12 protein-coding genes and 2 pseudogenes are annotated in these 18,661 nt (G+C 42.1%); 7 read left to right on the forward strand and 7 right to left on the reverse strand.

Annotation, left to right across the window (positions count from 1 at the left end):
- Window positions 1–108 precede the first annotated feature (108 nt).
- The gene (locus tag V7K49_RS29615; protein ID WP_334870991.1) at window positions 109–1,293 is read right to left on the reverse strand and encodes an NAD(P)H-quinone oxidoreductase subunit H; all 1,185 of its coding nucleotides are present in this window, start codon (window positions 1,291–1,293) and stop codon (window positions 109–111) included.
- Window positions 1,294–1,546: 253 nt separating this feature from the next.
- Between V7K49_RS29615 and rsmH the strand changes: the two genes are divergently transcribed.
- A complete protein-coding gene (gene rsmH, locus V7K49_RS29620) occupies window positions 1,547–2,437 on the forward strand; it encodes a 16S rRNA (cytosine(1402)-N(4))-methyltransferase RsmH (RefSeq protein WP_335208809.1) in 891 nt (296 codons plus the stop codon).
- 167 nt (window positions 2,438–2,604) lie between these two features.
- Here the strand turns inward: rsmH and V7K49_RS29625 are convergent, their stop codons facing one another.
- Both V7K49_RS29625 and V7K49_RS29630 read right to left on the reverse strand, forming a co-directional pair.
- Complete coding sequence (locus V7K49_RS29625; protein ID WP_335208823.1) at window positions 2,605–3,189, reverse strand: hypothetical protein; 585 nt, start codon at window positions 3,187–3,189, stop codon at window positions 2,605–2,607.
- Window positions 3,074–3,427, reverse strand: coding sequence for a PadR family transcriptional regulator (locus tag V7K49_RS29630; RefSeq protein WP_335208810.1), 354 nt, complete (start codon window positions 3,425–3,427; stop codon window positions 3,074–3,076). The genes V7K49_RS29625 and V7K49_RS29630 overlap by 116 nt, the downstream gene beginning before the upstream one ends.
- Before the next feature lie 302 nt (window positions 3,428–3,729).
- On the opposite strand from V7K49_RS29630, the pseudogene V7K49_RS29635 reads away from it, so the two are divergent.
- The 3 genes and pseudogenes from V7K49_RS29635 to V7K49_RS29645 form a co-directional block, all read left to right on the forward strand.
- Window positions 3,730–3,915, forward strand: a pseudogene (locus V7K49_RS29635) (MotA/TolQ/ExbB proton channel family protein); the annotation flags it as partial.
- Between the two features lie 157 nt (window positions 3,916–4,072).
- The gene (locus tag V7K49_RS29640) at window positions 4,073–4,279 is read left to right on the forward strand and encodes a glycogen debranching protein (RefSeq protein WP_335208811.1); all 207 of its coding nucleotides are present in this window, start codon (window positions 4,073–4,075) and stop codon (window positions 4,277–4,279) included.
- A gap of 613 nt (window positions 4,280–4,892) precedes the next feature.
- Window positions 4,893–5,450: a methylmalonic aciduria and homocystinuria type D protein gene (locus V7K49_RS29645; RefSeq protein ID WP_335208812.1), complete on the forward strand. Its 558-nt coding sequence runs from the start codon at window positions 4,893–4,895 to the stop codon at window positions 5,448–5,450.
- On the opposite strand, the gene V7K49_RS29650 is transcribed toward V7K49_RS29645, so the two are convergent.
- The 3 genes from V7K49_RS29650 to V7K49_RS29660 form a co-directional block, all read right to left on the reverse strand.
- Window positions 5,451–11,501, reverse strand: a complete 6,051-nt coding sequence (locus tag V7K49_RS29650) for an nSTAND1 domain-containing NTPase (protein ID WP_335208814.1) — start codon at window positions 11,499–11,501, stop codon at window positions 5,451–5,453.
- Entirely contained in the window at window positions 11,494–12,891 is a 1,398-nt protein-coding gene (locus V7K49_RS29655; protein WP_335208815.1) for a P-loop NTPase fold protein, read from the reverse strand. The genes V7K49_RS29650 and V7K49_RS29655 overlap by 8 nt, the downstream gene beginning before the upstream one ends.
- 273 nt (window positions 12,892–13,164) lie before the next feature.
- Window positions 13,165–14,184 carry a potassium channel family protein gene (locus V7K49_RS29660; protein WP_335208816.1) on the reverse strand — a complete coding sequence of 340 codons (1,020 nt, stop codon included), beginning with the start codon at window positions 14,182–14,184 and terminating at the stop codon, window positions 13,165–13,167.
- 874 nt (window positions 14,185–15,058) lie between these two features.
- Here V7K49_RS29660 and V7K49_RS29665 point away from each other — a divergent pair.
- The 3 genes from V7K49_RS29665 (at window position 15,059) to V7K49_RS29675 (ending at window position 18,329) form a co-directional block, all read left to right on the forward strand.
- Window positions 15,059–16,045, forward strand: coding sequence for an ABC transporter substrate-binding protein (locus V7K49_RS29665; RefSeq protein ID WP_335208822.1), 987 nt, complete (start codon window positions 15,059–15,061; stop codon window positions 16,043–16,045).
- Window positions 16,046–16,609: 564 nt separating this feature from the next.
- A complete protein-coding gene (locus tag V7K49_RS29670; RefSeq protein ID WP_335208818.1) occupies window positions 16,610–16,756 on the forward strand; it encodes a hypothetical protein in 147 nt (48 codons plus the stop codon).
- 292 nt (window positions 16,757–17,048) lie between these two features.
- Window positions 17,049–18,329, forward strand: a complete 1,281-nt coding sequence (locus V7K49_RS29675; RefSeq protein ID WP_335208819.1) for an aspartate aminotransferase family protein — start codon at window positions 17,049–17,051, stop codon at window positions 18,327–18,329.
- Window positions 18,330–18,482: 153 nt separating this feature from the next.
- Here V7K49_RS29675 and V7K49_RS34820 read toward each other — a convergent pair.
- Window positions 18,483–18,569 (reverse strand): annotated as a pseudogene (locus tag V7K49_RS34820) (DUF4129 domain-containing protein); the annotation flags it as partial.
- Window positions 18,570–18,661 lie beyond the last annotated feature (92 nt).

Genomic DNA, 18,661 nt, shown 5'->3' on the forward strand with positions numbered 1-18,661 from the left:
ATCGCGTCTTCAAAGATTACGATTTATCGCGTCTTCAAAAATTATAAAAAAATAGAGCAGTTGCACTGTAATACAACTGCTCTAAAAAAGTACTTGGATAGATATTTTCTACCTATCCACAGAACCCATGATTACGTCAACACTGCCGAGAATCACCACGATATCTGCAACCTTCATTCCGCGCAGTAAATGTGGGACAATCTGGAGGTTGTTGAAATCTGCTGCGCGAATCTTCCATCGTGCAGGGAAGACATTATCCTCCCCAACTAAATAAATTCCCAATTCACCTTTGCCACTTTCTACACGAGAGTAGATTTCACCCTTAGGAATCTTGAAAGTGGGGGAAACTTTTTTGCCGATGAATTGGTAATCAAATGCGTCCCACTCTGATTTTTTACCTGCGGCTAAACGCTTGGCTTCCAAATTTTCGTAAGGGCCGCCAGGAAGTCCTTTAATTGCTTGGCGAAGAATCTTCACAGATTCGCGCATTTCCCGCATCCGCACCACGTAACGCGCAAAGCAATCACCCGCAGTTTCCCACTGCACATCCCAGTCAAAATCGTCGTAGCATTCGTAATGGTCAACTTTCCGCAGATCCCATTGCACGCCAGATGCGCGTAACATTGGGCCAGAAAGTCCCCAGTTAATTGCTTCTTCACGGGTGATAGTGCCAAGACCCTCAACACGTCGCCGGAAGATGGGGTTATCGGTTACTAAGCGTTCGTACTCATCAACTTTGGGTATTAAGTAGTCGCAGAATTCCAGACACTTATCTACCCAACCATAGGGCAAATCGGCTGCTACTCCACCAACGCGGAAGTAGTTGTTATTCACCATCCGATAGCCTGTGGCGGCTTCCCACAAATCATAAATCATCTCCCGTTCCCGAAACTGGTAGAAGAAGGGAGTTTGAGCGCCCACGTCAGCTAGGAAGGGGCCAAACCACAGCAAGTGGTTAGCGATGCGGTTCAACTCCAGCATGATGACGCGGATGTAGCTAGCGCGTTTGGGGACAGCGACACCTGCAAGTTTTTCTGGGGCGTTGACGGTGACGGCTTCGTTGAACATTCCCGCAGCGTAGTCCCACCGACTAACGTAAGGGACGTACATTACATTAGTGCGGTTCTCAGCAATTTTTTCCATTCCCCGGTGCAGGTAGCCGATGACCGGTTCACAGTCAACGACATCCTCGCCATCCAGAGTCATGATTAGCCGCAGAACCCCGTGCATGGAGGGGTGGTGTGGCCCCATGTTTAGCACCATAGGTTCAGTGCGGGTTTCTAGTCTGGTCATAGATTTCCTGTTCTCCCGTTGTGTTCGTGTAGCGTGCCGAAGCCAAAATTTTGAATTGAACCGCCAAAATGCCAACCAGACCCGATTTATCTAGTCTGCCAAGCCAAAATCAAGCTTGCAGGAGCAATACTCTCAGGAAAACTGCCTTTGGGGCGTCTAGATGTATTGCCCATACAGGGGTATGTTGGAGAAGGGGTGACAGAGGAGGGATTTTACTTGATGTTTAATTTTGTTGCACTTCTTCAATTATTATATGGAAGCTCGATTTCAGGGAGTTGAGGCGCAGGAATTTTTTCATGTGCCAGTTTTGGGTGGGCAGGTAATTGAGGGTTTGGCGGTGCGTCCGGGTGGGCATTATTTAGATGTGACGGTAGGCGGTGGTGGTCACAGTCGCCTGATCTTAGAGTCGGCTGCGGATGTGCGGGTAACGGCAGTTGACCAAGATGAAGATGCTTTAGTAGCGGCGCAGAAGAATTTAGCTGAATATGGCGATCGCGTACAATTTATTTATAGCAATTTTGCAAACTACGAGTTTACCCCTAACACTTTCGATGGTATTTTAGCCGATTTGGGGGTGAGTTCTTACCATTTAGATCAGCCAGAACGGGGTTTTAGCTTTCGCCACGCCGCAAATTTGGATATGCGAATGGATCGAGGGCGATCGCTAACCGCTGCTGATGTGATCAATAATTGGGATGAAGCGGATTTAGCAGACATTTTCTTTAAGTACGGTGAGGAAAGATTATCACGGCGCATTGCTCGTCGCATTGTCGAACGCCGGCCATTGCACACGACTGTTGAGTTAGCTGAAGCGATCGCTTCTTCAGTTCCCCCTAAATACCGTTATGGGAGAATTCACCCCGCTACCCGTGTTTTTCAAGCTCTGCGAATTGTCGTCAACGATGAGTTAAAATCCCTAGAAACCTTTTTGGATCAAGCACCAAATGCGCTTGTCCCTGGCGGTAGAATTGCGATTATCAGTTTCCACAGTTTGGAAGACCGCCCGGTGAAGCATGGTTTAAGAAATTCACCTTTATTAAAGGTATTGACAAAAAAACCGATTATTGCATTACAAGAGGAAATTGAGAGAAATATGCGATCGCGATCGGCCAAACTGAGAATAGCAGAGAAGAAGCAGCAGTGAGGTGAGATACAAATGGGAAAAATCTAGTTAATCATCATCTCATTAGCGCAAGTCATGGAAAAAGTAGGAATGCACCGCGAAGGACATCTCCAAGAGAACAAAATAGATAAAAGAGAAATGGCGTAGTGGTAAATTACTCTACGCCATCCTTGAGAATGGATTTTCCTCTACTCGCTCTTGACTTTACCTAGTGAGAAGAAATCTGACAGCCTGATTTTTAAAGCAGAAATTACCAGGATGACAGTTTTCAAAACATTATTAAGATTAACCAACCAACGGTGATAGCCTTTGTGCAGCATCTCCCTATTGACTTCGTACAAATCCCCTAGCCATTCTTCACGTCGTTCTGGGGGGAAGAGGTAAGCAATTGGGGAAGCTATCCACCTACTAGCCCAAGTTTCAGCAGGATCAGATTTTTTATACTTGCGTAATCTCTTGTTTAACTTAGAGAGCTTCTCTAAATTTTCTACTGAGTCTTCTAAATCATTCACCACTTTCTGAGCTTTCAACTCTTCTACAACTTTTATCACTTCCTCTAATTTTGATGTTATGACATCCAGGTGTTGTGTCTTGAGTTGAATTTCTTTAATAGCAAATTCCCAGTCGTTATCTTCGAGTTCAATACCTGCTGTTCCATTAACTAGGCTGCCAGATAAGTAAGTTGGAGCGGAAAGACTGGACGGCTTCGAGAGTCGCAACGCCGCTACCTGTAAGTTTGTAATAGCGCCGTCTTGCTCCACCTCGTTCTTCACGCCCTTCATCTCCCCAACGGGATTCGACAAGCCCTTTCTTTTCCAGAGAATGGAGAACAGGGTAAAGGGTGCCAATCCCCATCTTAGTGTTACCGCCGCTAGCCTCTTCCATAGCCTGCGGAATTTGCAGACCATAGAGCTCTTTGTTGTAGAGTGCGAGCAATACGATTTCTTCTCTTGGTGAAACTTGGACATTGGTTGAACCTTTGTTAAGTATGTGAGCTTGTTTTGGCATCATAAATAAGACCTAGTCTGTGATTAACTACACTTAGACATTTCTCGTTGTTACGACCCCTGTTATGGGGCAACGAGCCTACTCGCTGTTACGACTCCTTTAAGGGGGCAGCAAGACTTTTATCTTAAATTCAGTATATCTTATAAATTTGATAATTCCTGTTAAACATATATGCAGCTTGGGCAAGCCGTACTTGCTGCTAACACTTTAAAACTTGCAGAGCAATTCCTTTTGGGAAATGATATCAACTTCGCTCAAACAACCATCTGTTAACCTAGCGCTGTTGAAGAGTTAAAAAAGAGTATATGGAAATTAGCAATCTGTTTACAGCAGGTGGCGTGGTCATCTCGCCTCTGGTGAGGTTCTCCTTGTTAGTGGTGGCGCTGATTATCGAACGTATCAGCTTTTGGGTAAGGATAAATAATCGGCAAAACAAGGGAGTGTCAGAGGTGCTACAGCTTTATCGCCTTGATAATGTAATTAGTGCTGTGCCTAGCAGATGAAGCGGAACTAGATAATGTAAATTAGTAATCGGTAATTGGGATTAGTTCACTACTTGTTACCGATTTTGCTCTCCAATTTTCGACTCTAATAGTGTTCTAAAATGACGAATAGCTTTTTTCGTTAAAGTTTTCGAGGGAATACTCTATGACTATTTGGGTAAATGAGCAAATTGATCCGTCTGGGATGATTCATGCCTGTATTGCCACTTGTAATGAATCTCAAGCCAAAGATTGTCATGATTCCTTTGAGAATAATTTGACCGAGATGCAAAAGGCAGCAGGTTGGGTAGCGCAATTGCGGACAGTCGATTCTTGGGATGAAGTGCCAGTGAATTCTTTAAAACTCAATTAATTGGGTGTTATGGAAAGTATGCTGCATCGGTTAGCCATTTCCTAGCAGACAAGATTACCTTTGTATTTTCAACTTGTCTTTGGGCGAAACGGGAGCAACGCTCCAAAGTGAGGTGCTAAAAATTAGCGGTATAAATCACCTATTTAATAGTGCGAGCACAGCGAAATAGCTGTTTTTATTGAGAATATAGCTATCTAACTGAGAATTCAAAACCAATCTAACTTTGGAGTATTGCTGCCGACGAAACTCCGACGCGCTTTGCCTCACCAGATGCCTGTTTAGTCCTGCTTTGCTGACAGTTAGACTATTTTGGTTTTGACTGCAAATCGTCTGAGATGGAGGTCATTATTTGGGATTTTGAGCAAACATATTTCAGGCGGGATCGCTTGTCTACCACAAGCTGCACCTATGCCAATCCCTACAGCGATCGCAGCAAATCCCATTAGAAGAGGTTAATGAAGGATAAAATTCGGATTAAAATTCTCAAATTATTAACAACTGCTTCCAAAAAAATTAATATATTAAAGAATATTGATGATTTTTTGGAACTTTTAAGAGTTATCATCTATACCGTAGATTAAATTAAAAAATTTGCCAAAACCGAACCAATTTAGTGAACTATCCCAGAGTTTACACTTCGGAGCAAGCCTGTCCCATTAATTTAGTTGACGAAAGGGGACAAGCGGTTCAAATTTCAATTCATGCTCCCAGTCAATATATCTGTGCCAATTGCGAACGGATATTACCAGATTGGAAACGGCAGCCATTTTTACGAGTAGTGATTGTCTTACAGCAGTCGCGTTATCAACTAGTCCAAAAGACGGCAGAAGTAGAGACAGAGAAAGAACGCTTGCGAGAAAAGTTTATGAGATTTGGCTGCGATTTAGCATTTAATCTCCGCGATCGCGCCTATTTAACAGACCTAATCGACCCTCGTACAGGCTATCCTTTACTGTCTCATCCCGGAGCAATTCCCCATGATGACACAGCAGTTGTCAAAGCTTTGCTCAACTATCCAGTGATTAAAAATCAATGCCGTGTGCTAGTGCATCCCGACTGGGGTGCAGCAGTTTATCCTAGCATTTTGATATCAGAAGCTCCCCCAATTGTGATCGAATGGGTTACAAAAGGTATAGCAGCTATGCATGGGTGGAAAGAAATTGGTCAATAGTCAAGGGTCAAGTGTTGAAATATTGCTTGATTTATCAGTGAGAATATCATCGCATAGATGGCGATCGCTCTCGTTGACATTCCGGTTATTGTTCAGATAATTCCCTACCCAATTACAACTGTGCTGGAGAAGTTCATTTAAATCGAAATTCCATAATGCAACTGCATCATTACCAGCCGCAGCTATGCTTTTACCATCAGGACTAAAACTCACATCTCCTGTACCAAAACGTTGATAAGTAGCCAGTGCTGTATCTTCGTCAACACTCCAAAGCTTGACTGTATTCGATGTGGCTGAGGCAATCATCTTATTATCAGGGCTGAAACTAATGCCACTGACAGGGTAACTTTCTTTAAGTGTTCTAACAGGAGTGCCATCAGGCTTCCAAAGTTGAACAGTTTTATCATCGCTAGCTGAAGCAATCATCTTACCATCGGAGCTAAAAATGACACGATTAATTTCACTGTCATGCTTCATCAAGGTTTTGGTTATGATTGGTGTACCATCACGCCGCCAAAGTTTGATAGTTTTGTCACTCGCTGAGGCAATGATCTCACCATCTGGGCTAAAACTAACGCTATTGACCTCATCATCCTCTTGTATGGGCGCAATCGGAGTATCATCTTTTTTCCAGAGTCTAACAGTTTTATCTTTACTTCCTGAAACAATCGTCTCATCTTTAGGACTGATACTCACACTGGTAATCTGATTTGTATGCCCTTGAAAAGTTTTTAAAAGCCGGGCTTCTATGCCAAGCTTGTTTGAAATCTGCCAGAGTTTTACAGTGTCCCTACCCCCAATAATAGCTAGTGTATCGCTGTTAGAAATAAATTTTATGTCACTAACCCAATTTCTATCCTTTTTTTCCTGTAAAGGTTGTAATAATCTCAAATTTTTGCCATCAATCTGCCAACGGCTTACTTTATTTTCCTCTGTACGAATAGCTAAAACTTTACTATCTGAAGTAAAACTTATGAGTAAATTATGATTCTCAGGATCATTGAATCGCTCTATCTGACTATTATCAATAGCCTGAATATTAGTATCTTGATTCAAATAATTGCCATCAATTGACCAAACCTCTATAGTGTTTTTATTTGTTTGAAATACTATAGTTTTACCATCAGGGCTAGAACGGACATTTCTGTATCCACTTTTACTCTTAACTTGGATATACCTAATGAAGCTACCATCATGACGCCAAATTCCTACCTCTTTGTTATTACGGCCATCAGTAATTATGTTTTGAGAATTAACCTCATAAATTGTCTTTGCTTTCTCAATTTTTGAGAGTGAATTACTATCACGTCTCCAGACTTGTATGTACCTGTTTATGTAGTCACGATATAGAATACCTACTGTCTGACTATCAGAACTGAAAACTATAGAATTATTAATATAATATCTATTTTTTATATCTTTATTTAATAAAATTGTTTTCAGCCGTGTACCATTAATATTCAATAATTGCACTGTATTTGGATTATCATCTAAATTTTGAATGGCTAGTATCTCTCCATCAGGACTGAACTTCATGTTTATTAACTTACTACCACTTCCTGGGAGAGTCTTAATTAATGTACCGTTTCGTTGCAGGAAGTTTACAGTATTATCATGATCTAAAATCACGAGACTTTCACCATTAGGACTTAAACTCATACTGTAAATTGGAGTGCCATAACCGACAAGCGTTCTTACCAATGTGCCATTTCTTTTCCATATTTTGATAGTTTTATCTTCACTAGCTGTAGCAATAGTTTTTCCATCTCGGCTAATACTAATTTTGTAAACCCTGTCCTGATGTCCTGTGAGAGTTGAGATTGGCTTACCATTATTTCCCCACAACTTAATACTGTAGTCATCATTACTAATAAGAGCAATTATTTTACCGTCAAGGCTAAAACTCCCATCTACAGTTTCTCCTAGAAGAGTTTCTTCTACTAAAGTGCCATCACGCCGCCAAAGTTGCACCATGTTATTCTGACTCGCAGATGCTATCATCTGACTATTTTTGCTAAAACTAACCCTCGAATTATTACCTGGGAGAGTCTTGATCAGAGCACCATTTCTTTGCCAGAGTTGCACCCTGTTTTTATTGCTGATAGAAGCAATTATTTGACCATTTGAACTGAAATTGACGTTTTTTACTGAACTATCATCAGAGGTTAGGAAGTTCCTATGTTCAATATTCCACAGCTTTATAGTTTTGTCCTTACTCCCTGAAGCTAGTATCTTTCCATCTGGACTAAAACTAAGGCTTGTGATTTCGTCTGTATGACCATTAAGTGTTTCAATTGATCTTTGTTCGTTGTATAAAGAATTTACAGAAGATAGTAAAATACTGTTGGAATTTGACTCAGCAAAAATTTCGTTATCAAGGTTAAACTGCTGATTTTTATCAACAAAAAGTAATATATTCTTTTTAAAATTGTTGTTGCTGTGCAGCAGCTTTAAGGCTCCCCATCCGATAGTATTAATAGTTTGGCCATTATTGATAAACCTAACTCCAATAATTCCGTCTCCATAGTAGTAGTCCTTGGATATATGCCAATTAGACTTATCTCTAACTCTATTCAAAATCTTAATAATGCCGGAACTATCTATAAAGGCAAGATGTTTACTATCAAGACTGAAATTAATATTTTTGATATCTCGATCATAACCATCAAAAGATTTAAGTGAATTATTCTTAAAATTCCATATTTTTAGACTTTCATCTTCACTGCTAAAAGCAATCATCTGTCCGTCTGGACTAAAAGTAATATTAGTAATACTCCTTTTATAAACTTTAGAATTTATCCTGAATTTAGCCTGGAGATTTTGGAGTTTTGGAGTTGTATTAATATGCTTAGAAGGAATTGTTTTCTTAGTAGGATTAGCAATAACCTCATTTTGATCATCTGGAGAAGCATTGATATTACTGAGAATTTCTGTACCGTCAATATTCCAGAGCTTCACAATTCCATTCTTAGTTCCGGCAGCAATCATTTTGCTATCAGGACTGAAACTGAGGCTGGTAACGCCACTATCATGTTGAAGAGGTTTCCCAAATCTGCTGCCATCAGGATTCCAGAGTATTATTGTTTTATCATCACTAGCAGAGGCAATCAACTTGCCATCAGGACTGAAACTAACTGTGTTAACAACATCACTATGCCCCTCTAAAGTCTTAATCTCTCTAATTCCATAACGTGCTGATTGTAAAGCTGCTAATACCTGGTTCCTGGTATTATCTTTAATTCCAATTTTCCACCACGAATTTAGCTGTTTTCCTGCATTTATCCCTTGTATCAGTGCCTCCATATCTTGATAAGCAGCTAAACGCCCGTCTGAAACAGCACTCAAGGCATTAAGTTGGGAATTCTTACCATCAATGAGTGCTAGTAAGGAAACGATCGCAAACCCACTAGCTACGACCGCTAATCCTGCCAGTCCAATTCCAGTTCTCCGTGCATCTCCTAATTGCTTTTGCAGAACCCTATTAAGTTCTTCTTGAGTGCGCTGTTGCTGTTCTTCTGCTTCTTTGATTTTTACCAACAATTCTGCACTGCGTTGTTGGCGGATGAAAGGCACTAAATAATCATGAACCAATTGATAGCGGTTAGCCGGAGTTTCTAGTACCCGAAACACCAACCCAGAACCCACTAAAATCTCTAGCACCAAGTCTAAATTTTGTGCCTCTGTTGCTAAATCTTTTTCTAATTCAGCGCGAGTTTTCAGGGGACGGGTATTATTTTCATTTGTCAGCAAATACAATACTAACTGGGCAGCACGTTCATTTTCAAAGCCACAATCTTTAACGACTTCTTCTAAAAATTGCTCTACCAATTTTTCTTTTAACCAGTGTTTTCTATACTGCTCTAATGTTGTAATTTTCTCTGTTTGCAGTTGTGCCCCGATCACCTGCAATTCAATAGGACGCACTTCTCGCAACTCTTTTGCTAAATCTTCTACCAGCGCATCTATCAAATCAGGTGCTAGGGAAAACTGCGAGTTTTCAGTGAAGCTTTGAATGACAGATTTGGCAACTGATGGTGAAAAATTACCCAAGTAGTACAGGATATTCTTATCTAGAATGTCGTCGTCAATGATTGGTAATTCTGTGGTGCGACTCCACTCTAATAAGTAATATAGATAATCCTGTCTGAGTAATAAGATAACTTTTACATAGGAAATATTTAGACAATCGCGCAAAAAATCATAAAATGGTCGTCTGCTAGCTTGGTCTTTGTAAGTAAAGAAAAACTCTTCAAACTGGTCAAAAATTAGGACTGTCAACAGATTACGATTTTCGTTTTGCTGTAACTGTTCGATAATCGCTGCTGATGTTTCAACTGGTGCAGACAACCGCAGTCCTCTCACTTCCTCCAGTTTTTCTGCCACAAGCCTGCCACATTCCTTCTCCCAAGCAGTATAAACTTGCACTAAAATTGGTAGAGTTTCCCGTCCATCAAATGGGGTAAGTTGTAAGACTGGGAATAACCCAGCCTGCACAATCGAACTTTTACCCACTCCCGATTGTCCGTAAATTACGGTGAGTTTACAATCTGTCCTGCCAATGCGATGCAGTAGGCTTTTAATATCCTGCTGTCGCCCGAAAGCTGCTACAACTTCCCCAGCTATCTCTTTTGATTGTGGATTGGGTGAGTTGTCTGGGCTAATTACCTGTCGTCGTGGCTGCAAACGTCCCGCCCCTATAAAAGCTCGAAACCCATATTGGCTCTCTATTTCACGCTGCTTTTGCTTCAGATGAAATGCTTGTTTGTATTGTTTTTGTTCAAAGTAAAGGCTATGCAAATCTTCCAAAATCTGAATATAAAGCAGCGGATTATATTGAGGCTGACTTTCATTACTGGCTATTTCTAAAGTATTAACAGCTTCATTAAGTTGCCCTAAATTTCGCAGGCTTTTTGCTAAAAAAAAGTGATATTGTCCCTGTTCTTGTGGTAAAAAGTTAGGGATTTTCTCTAATGTTTCTAGAGCTTTTTGAGCTAGTTCATGGGCATCATTCCAGCGTGACTGTTCTAAGGCAACTTCCGCTAAAAAGCCATAATCTTGAGCAACTTGGTTGGGTATGTCATAGTTTTGATGCAGTTTCAGTGCTTTGTGAGCCAGTTTATGTAATTCTTCCCAAGCTTTTAAACGGCGCAAAACTTCCCCAAGTTGACTAATATGTTTAGCAACTAATTCCGGATGTTGAGTCCGTTCAAAAATCTCTAGGCTTTGCTGAAGATAATTTCTGGTTTTTTCCCAAGAAGTTTGATTTTCTGTGCGCTGCTGTTTGGCTTGGCTGTAAGATGCTAAGGCGATATTCAGCAGTAATATTCCTTGGCGATCTAAATGGTTATTTTGTTGCCAATAAGTCAAGCTTTGCTGATAATGTGCGATCGCTAAATCTAGCCGATTATTTCTATAGTCCAGCAAGCCCAACATAAATGCCAAACTAGCTTGGAGTTCTGGATCTGATTCTTGTTGATCGCTAGCTAAATCCTGTTGCACAGCTTCTAGGTCGTAACCATCTAAAGTAAAGTCAGTATTACCAGTAAAGGCCTGCTCTGCCTTTTGGCGCAAGGAATTCACCATATCATCGGGTGCAATGGTAAATTGAATCGGTGGACTAGCCCAGCTATTGAAATCTGGTGCCAACCGCCCCAATTTATGCAGTATTCTATCTGTGACCCACAATATTATGGGGAAAGCAAAATCGCTCTTGAATTTATCTCGCGCCTTATTAGCTGCAACAAGTAGATCATCGAGTGCTTGAACTGACTCTAAACCCAAAATCATCAAAGCGGCTGGCGGCTGATTTTCTACTTGGTGCAGGATGCTGCTATAAAGTTTTGTGGTAGATGACGGTAGGACTAATTCAGCAAATTCAATAGTGCATTCTCGGCGTAACCGTTGGAGTATCTGCTCTCGAAAGCTAGTGTAATTACACCGCACCAGAATTAAGGAAAATCGTCTTTGAGTTAGTTTGAGTGTGCGTGCTAGTGTTTGCAGCGATCGCTCATTATCTGGCAAGATATTTTCTAGTCGGTCTGATTTAGTCATGATCTGATTTCCTTAGCTGCTGCCACAACTTAAATTTTGCCGTTTCTGTCAAAAGCGGATTGAGAGCAAACCAGCGCCCTTGACTATCCTGATATTCAAAAACGAACAGGCTACGCAACAGGGTTTGGTATTCTTTGTCTCCCTTGACTCTTTGCTCTTGTACTACTTGAAACAGCAAATCCCATTCTTGATCATCAACGGAAAGTGTGAGGCGATCGCGGGCGTCCCGAATTACAGTTTCTAGGATACTCCGAGAAATTGGCGGGTCTACTTCCTGGAGACAACGAAATAGCATTCCTAGCAAATTTCGTACATGACCACCACTAACGCTGCATAACCGATATAAAGTATCAGGAGAATCAAAAACTTTTGTAATTAATCCTAGTCGTTCCTGTGGCTGAATATCCGGAAAGGCTCTGGCCAGAACCATCTGCTGCAATAGCTGCATTCCTTCAAAATACTCAGATCCATCTCTGAGTTGCACTGGAATCATCGGCAAAACTCTCGGTTCAACTCCACCACCTAAGCGGTTTTTCAGCACTTCGCACTCATTAGAAAAAATCAACGATAGCGGTAAAGTATAAACCAAATGGCAATTTAGTTTGCGTAACTGTTCCCCCCGCTCAATAAAAAGATATTCTGGTAGCGATCGCCCTGATGAAGTGGGTCGATTGTCTATTCGATCGAGATTATCAATAATCACCACCAGTCCTTTTTGACCGCGTTGCTTTAGTTGCTCAGTCGCAACTTTGATAATCTCTTCGTTAATAAACTGCAAAATTCTATTCGTTTGCGGTTCCAAATACTGCCTTAATTTGGAACGTAATTTCGGACTATCTTTCGTTTTCGCTGTGATTTTGCCAATACCTGCGGGGAGAGAAAATTCTAATTGACCCTCAGTGCTACCCTTGATTTTAGCTCCTAGCAACTCAGTTTCAGCCGACACTACTACTGGTGTTTGCAAAAACTCCCATACGCCATCAAGGAAAGATTTAAAACCTTGGGGTTGCAAAGTAACGTTAACCTGCTCTAAACTTTCACCTACCCGACGGGCGATCGCCAGCATAATATCCGTAATATCTACGTCTGCTTCATCTAAGTCTTCAGTAGACTCAAAGTAAACTACATGAAATCCCTCACTTTGCAACTCCGTTTTCAACCGCGATAACTCAGTAGATTTACCACAACCAATATGTCCGGTAAATAACTGGCAGGTGGGTTTATTCGAGGATAATCGGGTGATAGTTCGCTTCAGGGCATCAATAATTTTGCCACCCCGCACGGCAGCAAAGTCAATATAGTAGAGTTCATCCGCTGAATTTGTTAGCACTAATGTTCTACTGGGATCGCAGGCATCAAAGAACCTCTGTAAATCCAAGTTCATGATCATTTTTGCGTTTTATTTATGATTAACTGAATACAGGTTTAATCCAACCTATCGTGAACAATGAACTAGAAGTATCTAGGCTGGCTCTCCGTAATTATACCAGGTTTAGTTGGATCTATAATTTAACTTCTGGTTGCGAATGTTAACGAAATTCAGCATTACTCAAGGTGAAACAAAAAGGCGTAGGCGAAGCCCGCCGTTGGCGAAGCCTCTCGTAGAGAAGGCATCGCCAAAAAATAAGTTCTTTTGACCAATGCCCAATGCCCAATGACTTTATCAGTTATTATTCTTAGGTTTACGCAATTTCTGAGAACCAATTGGGCCGAGAATTTGGTTAAGGTCACGCAACTGTTCGGCTGTACCCATCCCAATTAGCCGATCTCCTGACATTAAAACTGTATCACCAGTAGGACCACCGATTAAAGTCCCATCAAGGCGGCGAATTGCCAGAACCAATGCCCCAGTTTGCGATCGCAATCTCGCTTTTTGTAAAGTTTGACCGACAAAAGGACAAAAAACCGGATCGAGTAAAAATTCTTCCATATACAACTGGCGGTCTGCACCTGTCAAAATCCCGTCTACAAAGTCCAACACTTGCGGTCTGAGAGCCGCAGCAGCCATGCGCTTCCCACCAGTAATATAGGGGGATATCACTTCATCTGCACCACCGCGTTGTAACTTCTGCAAAGCTTCTTCTGTACTTGCGCGGGCGATCGCTCGAATTCCCGTATTCAGTGTTTTTGCTGATAAAACAATATATAAATTTTCGGCATCTGAAGGAAGTGCTGCAACGATACAAGTCGCTCTTTCAATACCAACTTTCAGGAGTGTATCATCTAGGGTAGCGTCACCTTGGTATGCCGTGTAACCTTCCATCTGCGCCCTTTGTATAGATTCCATCTCCGAATCAATCACCACAAAAAGTACATCTTCTGCCCGAAATTCCTTGGCAATTTGACGACCAGTCCGACTAAATCCACAGATGATGTAATGTTCTGATAGGGATTCCATTAACCGCCTCTGTTGTTGTAGCCGAATTCCTTCTTGAAAGTAGCCTTGAATGATCGCTTCTGTAAATCTGTTGACAATGTAACCGATATTCATTACACCCAACAAAATCAGGGCAATTGTAAACAATCGTCCTCGGCTACCCAGTGGGTGGATCTCTCCATATCCCACAGTTGCTAAAGTGATGACTGTCATGTAAGCCGCATCTTCCCATGACCAGCCTTCTACTAACCAGTACCACAAAGTGCCAATGACGAAAACACCGCCAAGAGCGATCGCCCCAGCCATTAACTCCTTTTGTATCCGTTGATATTTTTGCTCAAGTGTTGAGAATGACGTAACAATAGTACTTTTAGCCTACTTTTTTTAGTTTTCTACTAACTTTATACCATTCGTCCTTTTTAGTACATTTAAACTACAAGTTATCCAAACTAATAGTCCAAGCTCAATACTTCTAATACCAATTCTCCCTAAACTTGCACTTAATGATTATTCCTTCTTCCTTGGCGTACTTGACGTACTTGGTGAACCAGCGCTGTAGGCGGGTTTCCCGCCGTAGGCGGCTGGTGTTAGCGCAGCGTTAGCGAGTCTTCTCCCAAGGGGAGACGCCAAAGGCGAACGAGCGTCACCCGAAGGGCGGTTCGTTTAATAAAAATTAAGTGCATCTTCATAGCGAATTGGTATAAGACTTAAAATATTTATCTTTAACTTTACCAGGACTTATGCAAAAAGGCAGTGAAAGCCTTGTTTACCGTAGGCGCAATTCATGAATTACCCCTACATTTCGTACTTGATGCGTAAGTCCTATTTAAATGAAGCTCTATGCTCAGAAGCATGTTTGAAAGAGAATGTTGGTATTACTTCTTCGATTAATTTATTAGCTTTACTGAATCATCCAAGCCCAAGATAATTATCAAAAAAACTGTATTAAGCAATACGGTTTTTTTGGTAAAAATCAGCTGTGTCAGGTACACCAGAGCGCCTACTGTAGGCGATATCTTCTCTACGAGAGGCTACGCCAACGGTGAGCTTCCTGCGGAACGCTACGCGTAGCTTGCTTCCCCGTAGGGGTACCCTAACGCAGAACTTTTCGGGCTACTGACATTGTTCTAGTACTGATCAATCACCATACTGTACTGTGTAGATAGTAGCTGCAAGGTAAATAACTAGAGATGATTGCTGCTGTTGTTCGACCTCTGAATTTGGTAATTGGTTTGCTCTCAAGAAAGAGGAAAAGCGAGGAAAATTCATTATTTACAATGGTGGCCCGACTGCGGGTTTTAGCCTTATGGGTTTCAATCTAAACCAAGCTATTAATTCTAAAGGTAAGCCTTTTATAGACCCAATCAAATCTCGATGGTTTAATAACTTAGTTTTTAGGCAAGCAGTTGCCTATGCCATTGACCGCAACCGAATTAAAACTAATATCTATCGCGGTTTAGGTGAAATACAACATTCGCCAATTGCTGTTCAAAGTCCCTATTACTTGTCCCCAGCAGCAGGGTTAAAAGTTTATGATTATAATCCCCAGAGAGCTAGGCAGATGTTGTTAGAGGCTGGTTTTAGGTACAACTCTCAAAAAGAACTATTAGACCAAGATGGAAATCGGGTGCAATTCAATCTCTTAGTGAAATCAGAAGATCAATCAAGAATCGATGCCGCAGTTCAAATCCAACAAGACCTCAGTCAAATTGGTATCAAAGCAGATATGCAGGTAGTCAGTTTTAACATAGTATTGCAAAAGCTACTTTCTCGTCGAGATTGGGATTGTTATGTTGGTGCGTTTGGTGTTGCCGGTGCACATGTTGAACCTAATCTTCTATCTTTATTTTGGACTAGTCAAGGCTCATTTCATCAGTTCAACCAAGGTGCTCTACCAGGAAAACCCCCATTGCAAGGATGGGTAGTTTCTGAATGGGAGAAAGAAATTGACAGTCTTTTCCGCGCCGGATTTAAAGAACTAGATCAGAGCAAGCGTAAGGCGATTTATGACAGATTTCAGCAAATCGTTGCGGAACAGTTGCCGATATTCTGCCTTGTGAATCCAATCTCGTTTCAGGCGGTGCGTGAACGTGTCAATCCCATCAAGTTTTCTGCCTTGGGGGAAACTTTATGGAATATTGATGAACTGAAAATCACAGAAAAATAATTCCAACCAGAGATTTAAGGCATCATAACTAATATCATGTCCGCTTGATTACTTATTAAACCCGAAGAACCCCAAAGAGCCAAAGCGTAGCTTTGTCTCCCCTAAGAGCAGGCTCTTAGGGGATTAAGGGGAGCCAGCGCTGACTAGGGGTCTCCCCAAGTGAAGCATATGGTGTGTGGGGTACAACGACTGTGGAAATCATAACTAATTACCCGGACTTGATATAATTCATAATTCGTATAGATCACCCTCAATAACTTTCAACTCTCTTAGTACAGTTTTGCGAAAAGCGTAGCGTTTTTAATGCATCCTGATGGATTGCCATTGTAAAGGGACACATTAAGAATGTCAGCTGACGCATTAGCATTGTATTGGGATGTATTGGCATTGTAAGGAGATGCATTAACAATGCGACCGATGCATTAGCATTGTAAGGAGATGCATTAACAATGCGACCGACGCATTAGCATTGCAAGGGCACGCATTACAGCTATTTTCAGGTAAATAGACCACGCGGTAGGGGCGCAAGGCCTTGCGCCCCTACGACAGATGTGGTTCAAATACTTGAATTCTGCTGTAACAATGCATCCCGAGACATTGGCATTGCAAGGGATTGCCAAATTTAATTCGCTACGAATTAATGAAATGCTGTATTTAGATCCCTTGGAGTTTTCCCGCACACAGCAAGGGGAATTTCCTCATGTGTCTTAGCACCATCAAAACCGCAGGCTAGCAACGAGTCAGGCTTGGACATCAGTGAGAAAACCCCTGGACTGGACTCTACTCAAGACTTGCGATACCTACGACGGGCTGCGCCTACGCAAACTGCCTATTACTCAAGTGTTGAGTGCAAAGTTTTTTTTCACCACCGCCAAGCGTTTGAGGTTATATAAGCGTTAGCCTAAAAGGAAGTACAAGTTGTACTAAATAAAAAGTATTTTTTAGGGATTTCTAGGAAACTAGTAAATAACTATATAATGAAAAACTTTCAGGAGGAGCGGTAGTGAGCCTACAAACTCTCGTTGACCAAGCCACCATCCCCCCAGATTCAGGGTCAGCATCCAGTCCCTTTGATACAGATAGCTTTAATGAAGCTGTCATGTCTACCTACGCCCGGTTTCCTTTAGCCCTAGAACGGGGCGCTGGATGCCGGGTTTGGGATACACAGGGGCGAGAATATCTGGACTTTGTGGCCGGAATTGCCACTTGTACTTTGGGACACGCCCACCCAGCTATGGTAGAAGCGGTGACACGCCAAATCCAAAAGCTGCACCATGTCTCTAATTTGTACTACATTCCTGAGCAAGGTGAATTGGCAAAATGGATCGTTGATCATTCCTGTGCCGATCGCGTATTTTTCTGCAACTCTGGAGCTGAGGCTAACGAAGCCGCAATTAAACTGGCGCGGAAATATGCCCATACAGTATTAGACATTGAAAAACCGATTATTCTAACCGCCAATGCCAGTTTCCACGGGCGGACTTTGGCAACGATTACCGCCACTGCACAACCGAAGTATCAAAAGTATTTTGATCCTTTGGTTCCTGGTTTCCACTACGTAAATTACAACGATATTAACGCTATGGAAGTAGCGATTAGTGAGTTGGATGAGGGCGATTATCGGGTAGCAGCAATTCTGATTGAGCCATTGCAGGGAGAAGGCGGTGTGCGTCCAGGAGATGTTGCCTATTTCAAAAAGCTCCGGCAGATTTGCGACGAAACTGGCATTTTATTGATTTTTGATGAAGTGCAAGTTGGTATGGGGCGTAGTGGCAAATTATGGAGTTATGAACATCTCGGCGTTGAACCCGATATCTTCACCAGTGCCAAAGGCTTAGGTGGCGGTATCCCCATCGGCGCAATGATGAGCAAGAAATTCTGCGATGTTTTTCAACCAGGGGAACACGCCAGTACTTTTGGCGGAAATCCTTTTGTGTGTGGTGTAGCACTCAGTGTTTGCCAGACATTGGAGCGGGAAAATATTTTGCAGAATGTGCAAGACAGGGGTGAACAATTGCGATCTGGATTGAGGGCGATCGCAGCAAAATATCCTCAGCAGGTTGGGGAAGTTCGGGGATGGGGTTTAATCAACGGTTTTGAGTTGCGAGCCGACATTGGGCTAACCGCAGCCGATGTCGTCAATGCTGCCATCAACGAGGGCGTATTGCTCGTACCAGCTGGGCCAAAAGTAGTCCGGTTTGTGCCACCGCTGATTGTCACAGAGGCGGAAGTAAACACTGCCTTGGAAGCTGTAGAAAAGGCGATCGCGATCGCCACAAAATAAAATATCAACCTCTCGTTCCTTGGCTCTGCCAAGGAATGGGTTTAGGGAGGCTATGCCTCTAGTCTTTGGCGGCAGAGCCTCTAGATAGGCATTCCCATGCAGAGCATGGGAACGAGTTTAAACGAGTTTAATCTTTGCGTCCTTATATCCTCTTCATTCTGGGGAAATTTCCCGATAAGCTTGCCGACACTGTTCATAATTGTCTGGCAAAATTTCGGCATTACCAAAACATAATTGCTGTTTGAGTCGATGGGGGATATTATTCCCCGCACCTCTCGGTTAGATCCGTGCATACGCATTTCTGTGTACACGGCTCCCGATGTTCTTAGCTT

Origin of the sequence: Nostoc sp., assembly GCF_036919675.1 — a bacterium.
Classification (GTDB): domain Bacteria; phylum Cyanobacteriota; class Cyanobacteriia; order Cyanobacteriales; family Nostocaceae; genus Nostoc.

Bases quoted from the DNA above. Each gene is read 5' to 3' on its own strand.
- V7K49_RS29655 (WP_335208815.1), bottom strand. From the start codon at position 12,891: ATGATCATGAACTTGGATTTACAGAGGTTCTTTGATGCCTGCGATCCC.
- V7K49_RS29660 (WP_335208816.1), bottom strand. From the start codon at position 14,184: ATGGCTGGGGCGATCGCTCTTGGCGGTGTTTTCGTCATTGGCACTTTG.
- rsmH (WP_335208809.1), top strand. From the start codon at position 1,547: ATGGAAGCTCGATTTCAGGGAGTTGAGGCGCAGGAATTTTTTCATGTG.
- V7K49_RS29630 (WP_335208810.1), bottom strand. From the start codon at position 3,427: ATGATGCCAAAACAAGCTCACATACTTAACAAAGGTTCAACCAATGTC.
- V7K49_RS29640 (WP_335208811.1), top strand. From the start codon at position 4,073: ATGACTATTTGGGTAAATGAGCAAATTGATCCGTCTGGGATGATTCAT.
- V7K49_RS29650 (WP_335208814.1), bottom strand. From the start codon at position 11,501: ATGACTAAATCAGACCGACTAGAAAATATCTTGCCAGATAATGAGCGA.
- V7K49_RS29615 (WP_334870991.1), bottom strand. From the start codon at position 1,293: ATGACCAGACTAGAAACCCGCACTGAACCTATGGTGCTAAACATGGGG.